General features: G+C 70.9%; 5 protein-coding genes. 1 reads left to right on the forward strand and 4 read right to left on the reverse strand.

Features of this window, described 5'->3' with window-relative positions; translation table 11 throughout:
* Positions 1–148 precede the first annotated feature (148 nt).
* Entirely contained in the window at positions 149–643 is a 495-nt protein-coding gene (locus IEX84_RS14135; RefSeq protein ID WP_188873203.1) for an Lrp/AsnC family transcriptional regulator, read from the forward strand.
* Positions 644–681: 38 nt separating this feature from the next.
* On the opposite strand, the gene gatE is transcribed toward IEX84_RS14135, so the two are convergent.
* The 4 genes from gatE to IEX84_RS14155 form a co-directional block, all read right to left on the reverse strand.
* Positions 682–2,556, reverse strand: a complete 1,875-nt coding sequence (gatE, locus tag IEX84_RS14140; protein ID WP_188873204.1) for a Glu-tRNA(Gln) amidotransferase subunit GatE — start codon at positions 2,554–2,556, stop codon at positions 682–684.
* 36 nt (positions 2,557–2,592) lie between these two features.
* On the reverse strand, positions 2,593–4,131 hold the full coding sequence (locus IEX84_RS14145) for a PH domain-containing protein (protein WP_188873205.1): 1,539 nt from the start codon (positions 4,129–4,131) through the stop codon (positions 2,593–2,595).
* Positions 4,128–4,601 (reverse strand): PH domain-containing protein, encoded by a 474-nt coding sequence (locus tag IEX84_RS14150; RefSeq protein WP_188873206.1) that lies wholly within the window; start codon positions 4,599–4,601, stop codon positions 4,128–4,130. The genes IEX84_RS14145 and IEX84_RS14150 overlap by 4 nt, the downstream gene beginning before the upstream one ends.
* A 184-nt stretch (positions 4,602–4,785) precedes the next feature.
* Positions 4,786–6,198 (reverse strand): class II fumarate hydratase, encoded by a 1,413-nt coding sequence (locus tag IEX84_RS14155; protein ID WP_188873207.1) that lies wholly within the window; start codon positions 6,196–6,198, stop codon positions 4,786–4,788.
* Positions 6,199–6,449: the final 251 nt, after the last annotated feature.

Raw genomic sequence — 6,449 nt, forward strand, 5'->3', positions numbered from 1 at the left:
ACAAGGTATTCGACTAACCCCAAATATTTCTCTAACGTAATGCACGACGATGAGAAATGTGCGGTAGCACGGGATACGGCGTGCTCGGCCGGGTCGGTGCCCGTGCCGTCCCGGTGGAGTATTACGGCGCTCGCGTCATCGGTCCCGTATGGACGAACGGGACGTGCGGCTCCTGAAGGCGATCTCCGATCTGGGAACCGGGAGCCCCGAGCGGCTTCACGAGGAGACGGACATCCCCGTCTCCACCATCCACTATCGGCTGAACAGCCTCCGCGAGGACGGCATCATCGAGAACGACCTCTACGACCTCGACCTCGACGCCCTCGGCCTCGGCGTCACCGTCGTCATCGAGGTCTACACCTCCTACAGCGGGAGCTATCGCGGCGTCGCCGCCGAACTCGAGGAGATAGAGGGCGTCACGCAGGTCTTCTTCACGATGGGCGAGTACGACTTCATGGTCCTCGCGCGCCTCCCCGACTCGGACGCCGTCGAACGCCTCATCACGGACTTCGAGGCAATCGAGGAGGTCGACCGGACGAACTCGACGTTCGTCACCTCGCGCACGAAGGATACGCCGCGCCCCCTGCGGGCCTACTCGCTCGACACGCTCGTCGACGCGCTCGTCGACGACGAGTCGGAGTAAGATTCAAAAAAGAACGGCGTCGTCGAACGCAGTTCAGTTCAGCTTCGCTTCTGAATCTCCTCGCGCAGCACCTCGCTGACGAGGTCGCCCTCCGCCTTCCCGCGGAGCGCGCCCATCGCCTCGCCCATCAGCCCGGAGAACGCGCCCATGCCTTCGGCCTCAATCTGCTCCTCGTTGCGCTCGACGACCTCGACGACGGCCTCGCGGACGACGTCCTCGTCCGCGGAGCCGAGCCCCGCCTCTTCGGCGGCCTCGGCCGCGGTCCGGTCCGGCTCCTCCGCGAGCGCCGTGAGGAGTTCGGGGACGCCCTCCTGGGTTATCTCGTCCTCGGCGACGAGGTCGAAGACGCCGTGGAAGTGCTCGTCCGCGAGGTTCCCTACCGGAACGCCGTCGCGGCGCAGGCTCGTCACCGTCGACTCCACGGTGCGCGCCGCGAGGTTCGGGTCCACGCCGCGCTCCACGGCGTCCTCGAAGAGCCGCCACCGCCGGCCGTAGGCGACCTGCTCGGCGACGTCCTCGTTCAGGTCGAACTCCGCGACGTAGCGCTCGACCTTCTCCGTGAGGAGCTCGGGCACCTCGACCTCGCTCGGGTCCGGTTCCACGGGCGGGACGTCCGTCTCCGGGTACATCCGCGCCGCGCCCGGGAGCGGCCGGAGGTACTCCGTCGTGCCGTCCTCGTTCGCACCCCGGGTCTCCTCCGGGACGCCCTCGATGGCGGTCCGCGCGCGGTCCGCCGCGGCCTCCGTCGCGCCGCGCGCCACGTCGGCCTCCGCGGCGACCATCGCCACAGCGTCGTCCTCGCCTGCACCGACGGCGTCGCGCAGGGCCGCGACTTCGTCCTCGGTGACGCCGTACGCCGGCAGCTCGTCCGTGTGGAAGATGCCGCCCGCGCCGTGGCGTTTCGCGTGGTCGGAGAGCTCGGTCCCGAGCCGACGGTCCGGCTGGAGCTCCCGGCCGACCAGGCCGTCGAAGCCGTGGAGCGGGACCGCGAAGACGAGCCCGTCGGCGTCGAGTGCGCCCCGCACGACCGAGGACTCCGTCTCCGCGAAGACGTCCGTCACGTCCTGCACCTCGCCGACGCTCGCGTCGCGCTCGGCGAGCTCCTCCGCGACGTCGAGGAGCCGAACCTGCCGCTGGACCTCGAAGCGCACGAGGTCGTCGATGTCGTCGAGGCTCTGGACGCCCTTCATCTCGACGCGCGCGCCCTCCGCGATGGAGACGTTCACGTCCTGTCGAATCGTCCCGAGGCCGCGTTTCACTTGGCCGGTCGAACGCAGGAGCATCCCGATGCGCTCCGCGGCCTCGCGGGCCTGCTCCGGACTCCGGATGTCGGGTTCGGTCCCGATCTCCACGAGCGGGATGCCCAGTCTGTCGAGCGCGAAGGTCGCGCCCGCGTCCGTCTCCTCGACGCGCGCCGCGGACTCCTCCTCCAGCATCATGTCCTCGATGCCGACCGGGCCCTCGCTCGTCTCGATCTCGCCGCCCTGCGCGACGAGCGACGAGCGCTGGAAGCCCGAGGTGTTCGAGCCGTCGATGACGACCTTCCGCATCACGTGGGCCTGATCGAGCGGCGTCATGTCCATCAGCGCCGCGACCTCCAGGGCGACGTCGAGCGCCTCCTCGTCCAGCCGGTGGGGCGGCTCGTCGTCCTCCTCGACGAGGCACGTCGTGTCGAAGGCGAGGTACTCGAACTCGCGTTCGACCTGCGACTCCTCCAGGGCGGCCTCGTCGATTTCGCCGAGCTCGCTCTTCGTCGGGTGGAGGTAACGCGTGAACGTCCGGTCGTGCTCCTCGGGTTCGCGTCGCGTCGTCGGGCACGCGCAGAAGAGCTTCGTCGCCGTATCGAGCTGCTGGTGGATCTCGAGGCCGGCGACCAGCCCCAGGTCCTCGTAGTCGAAGTCGCCGTCGGTCATTACCTGAGGGTGTGCGGGCGAACGGTAAAAAACCGTTCAGTGCGAGTCGTTCCCGTCGCGCCGCGCGCCGACCGCGTCGACCGCCCGCTCGGCCACCCGGCTCCGAATCGCACTCGCGCGCTCCGCGTCACAGTCGAGCGCCACCGCGTCGCCGCCCGCGGTGTCTATCGCCACCGAGGCGAGCTCGCGGCGGCGCTGGAAGAGCGTCGCGCTCACGGCGACCGTCTGGACGCGGTCGTGGGGGACGACCCGCGTCCGGCGCGTCCAGAACCCGCGTTGCACGACCGCGTGGTCGTCCGTGAGCGCGACGCCGACGTTCCGCCACTTCAGGTGCGCGGCGACCGGCGCGAGGACGAGGAGGAGCGCGGGCGCCCACGCGTACGGGAGCGGCGTGACGAGCGCGTTCACCGCCGTCGTGAGCGCGAGGAGGACGCCGACGCCGAGCGCGTAGCGGACCGCGTAGCGCCGTCGGGCGCGCGTCGGCGGGCGCTCCATCGCCGCGTCCGCGAACGGTTCGAGGTCGCGCGCGAGCGCGAGGACGTCCCCGCGGGTCGCCAGCGGCACCGCGGCCGCCGACCCCCCACCCGTGTTCGACCCGACGGAGCCCGCGGTCACGACCGAGAGCGACGCGTAGCCGAACGCGCGTTCGAGCGCCGTCTCCTCGACGGCGAGCGTCTGGAGCTTCTCCAGCGGAATCGTCCCCGTGTATCGCCGACTGAGGCCGCGCTCGTACCGGAGGTCGTCGCCCGCGCGCACGAGGCGGAACCCGTAGTAGCGCGCGAACGTCCGCGCCGCGCTCGCCACCCAGAGCGCGACGGCCGTGAGGACGGCGACGACGAGCGCGACGACCGTCGTGACGCCCGCGAGGTCGCCGACGAGCGGCGCGAGCAGCGGCTGGACGACCGGCTGGGCGACGAAGACGACGGAGAGGAGCCGCACGTCGAAGGAGAGCGCGCTGGCGAGCACCAAGCGACGCCGACCGAGGTCGAAGACCACCTCCGCCTCGTCCGTCGCGCCCGCCGTCGCGTCCAGCTCCCCGCCGGTCGTCGCGACGCCGTCCGCCGCGCCCGCCTCTCCCCCGGGACGCGCGTCACCAGACCCCCCGGTCGCGTCCTCGGCGTCCGCGTCCCCCCTCGCGGCCGCGCGCTTCAGCCGCCGCAGGTCGGTCTGGAGGTCGTCGGCCGCCGCGGCGCTCACGCACTCCAAGAGCGCCTCCGTGGACCCGCCGCCCGCCGTCTCGACGCGGACGGTGGCGAGCCCGAGCAGTCGCTGGCCGACCGACCGCGAGACGTCGACGTTCTGCACGCGCTCGATGGGAATCTCGCGCTCGCGCCGCGAGAGCACGCCCGAGCGGAGTTCGAGCGTCGTCCCCGCGAGGGCGTACGTGAATCGCCGATACCGCGCGACCTCGTAGCCGACGAGAGCGAGGAGGGCGACGGCGAGCGCGGCGACGACGAGTCGCGCGTCGACGAACGGAATCGAGGACGCGCCCGCGAACCCGACGACGACCCCCCAGCCGAGGCTCACGGCCCGGCGGCCGATCCGGTAGACGACGGTGAGCGGGTGGAGTCTCATACGGCGTCCGTGGGTTCGCTCTCGATGGCGAGGTCGCGCAGGCGCTCCTGGAGGGCGGTCGCGCGTTCCGCGGCCACTCCCGGAATCGAGACGTCCGCGCCCCGCGAGCCCGCGGTGTAGACGACGACCGTCCCGAGGCCGAGGAGGCGTTCGAGGGGCCCGCGCTGGCTGTCGACGTGTTGGACGCGAACGTACGGGACGACCGTCTCGACGCGCGTGAGGACGCCGCGCTCGATGTAGAGCGTGTCCGCGCGGACCTCGTAGCGCCACGAGCGATACCGGAGAACCGCGTACGCGACGCCGAGGACGAACACGATACCGAAGGCCACGCCCGCGACGGCGAGCGGCGAGACGGGAACCGGGACCGGGTCGAGGGACGCGACCACGCCCGCGACGGCCGCGAGGACGACCGCGGTGACGAGCGCGCCCGCCGACCACTGGAGGAGGACGCGCGTGTGGAGACGCTCCATGCCCCGGCGTTCGCGTGCGCGACGAAAGAACTCGGTGGTCGCGGCGCGCCTGCGGCGTGTCGCCCTGACCGGTCGGGTGGCTCGCGGGCCGTGCCTTCCCGCTCGCCGTTCGCGGTCCGGAGGGACCGCGCTACTCGCGGGTCGTGCCTTCCCGCTCGCGTTCCGCCGACGCCGGGGCGTCGGCTTACTCGTCGCCGAGGATACCGCGGTGCGTCATCTTCTCGGGGTCGAGGACCTCGTCGGCCTCCGCCTCGGTGAGGTACCCCTCGCTCACCGCGACCTCGCGGACGGTCTTGCCCTCGGCGATGGCCTTCTTCGCGACCTTGCTGGCCTTGTCGTAGCCGATTGCGGGGTTGAGCGCGGTGGCGAGCGCCATCGAGCGCTCGACCTGCGACTCGCAGTGGGCCTCGTTGGCCTCCAGTTTCGCCACGAACTTCTCCGCGAACGCCTCGCTCCCGTTGGCGATGAGCGTCGCGGATTCGAGGAAGTCGAAGGCGAGCACGGGCTTGTAGAGGTTGAGGTCGATCTGCCCCTCCGCGGCCCCCGAGGAGATCGCGGCGTCGTGACCGACGACCTGCTTGTGGACCTGGTTGATGGACTCCGCGACGACGGGGTTTATCTTCCCGGGCATGATCGAACTCCCGGGCTGGTTCTCCGGCTGTTCGATCTCGCCGAGGCCGTTCCGCGGGCCGGAGGCGAGCAGTCGGAGGTCGTTCGCTATCTTGTTCAGGCTCCCCGCGACGGTGCGCAGCGCGCCGTGGGCCTCGCTCATCGCGTCGTGGGCGGCCTGCGCCTCGAAGTGGTTGTCCGCCTCGCGGAACTGGACGTCCGTCTCCTCGCTGATGTACTCGGCGGCGCGCTCCGGGAACTCGGGGTGGGTGTTGAGGCCGGTGCCGACCGCGGTGCCGCCGAGGGCGAGCTCGCGCAGGTGGGCCTTCGTGTTCTCCACGCGCGCGAGGCCCTTCTCGACTTGGGCGCGATAGCCGCCGAACTCCTGGCCGAGACGGACCGGCGTCGCGTCCTGCAGGTGGGTGCGGCCGGTCTTGACGACGCCGTCGAACTCCGCCTCTTTGGCCTCCAGCGCACCGACGAGCGTTTCGAGCGCCGGCCCGACGTCCTTCTCGACGGCGACGAGCGCGGCGACGTGCATCGCGGTCGGGATGACGTCGTTCGAGGACTGCCCGAAGTTCACGTGGTCGTTCGGATGAATCTCGCGCGTGCCGACCTCACCGCCGTAGATTTCGGTCGCGCGGTTGGCGATGACCTCGTTCGCGTTCATGTTCGTCGAGGTACCCGAGCCGGTCTGGAAGACGTCGACGGGGAACTGGTCGTCGTGCTCGCCCGCGATGACCTCGTCGGCGGCGTCGATGATGGCCTCCGCCTTGTCCTCGGGGACGGTACCGAGGTCGCGGTTGGCCTGCGCGGCGGCCTTCTTCACGACGCCGAGCGCGTGGACGAACGCGGGCTGGAATCCCCGCCCGCTTATCGGGAAGTTCTCGACGGCGCGCTGGGTCTGTGCGCCCCAGTAGGCGTCCGCGGGGACCTCCATCTCGCCGAGGCTGTCCGACTCGATTCGGTAGTCTTCGTCGTCGCTCATGGGCGGTGCGTCGCGCGGCGACGCGTAAAACCCACCGGTCCGCCGCGGCGGCCCCCCGCCTCGCCCGCGCGGGCCCGCCGTCGCCCGACGTCAGCACGCAACTGACTCGGACTGTTGTTAATAATAACTATTTTGTAGCTGAGTGGTCCAGTACGTACCGGACACACTATGACTGAGAACGAGACCGACAAGACGCTTTCGCGGCGGCACTACCTGACGGCGGCGGGCGCGACGGGCGTGGCGGCGCTGGC

This window comes from Halarchaeum rubridurum (assembly GCF_014647115.1).
In the GTDB taxonomy this organism is placed as follows: domain Archaea; phylum Halobacteriota; class Halobacteria; order Halobacteriales; family Halobacteriaceae; genus Halarchaeum; species Halarchaeum rubridurum.

What these genes read in the sequence shown, in the direction of transcription:
- IEX84_RS14155 (WP_188873207.1), bottom strand. Translation starts at nt 6,198, where the DNA reads ATGAGCGACGACGAAGACTACCGAATCGAGTCGGACAGCCTCGGCGAG.
- IEX84_RS14150 (WP_188873206.1), bottom strand. Translation starts at nt 4,601, where the DNA reads ATGGAGCGTCTCCACACGCGCGTCCTCCTCCAGTGGTCGGCGGGCGCG.
- gatE (WP_188873204.1), bottom strand. Translation starts at nt 2,556, where the DNA reads ATGACCGACGGCGACTTCGACTACGAGGACCTGGGGCTGGTCGCCGGC.
- IEX84_RS14145 (WP_188873205.1), bottom strand. Translation starts at nt 4,131, where the DNA reads ATGAGACTCCACCCGCTCACCGTCGTCTACCGGATCGGCCGCCGGGCC.
- IEX84_RS14135 (WP_188873203.1), top strand. Translation starts at nt 149, where the DNA reads ATGGACGAACGGGACGTGCGGCTCCTGAAGGCGATCTCCGATCTGGGA.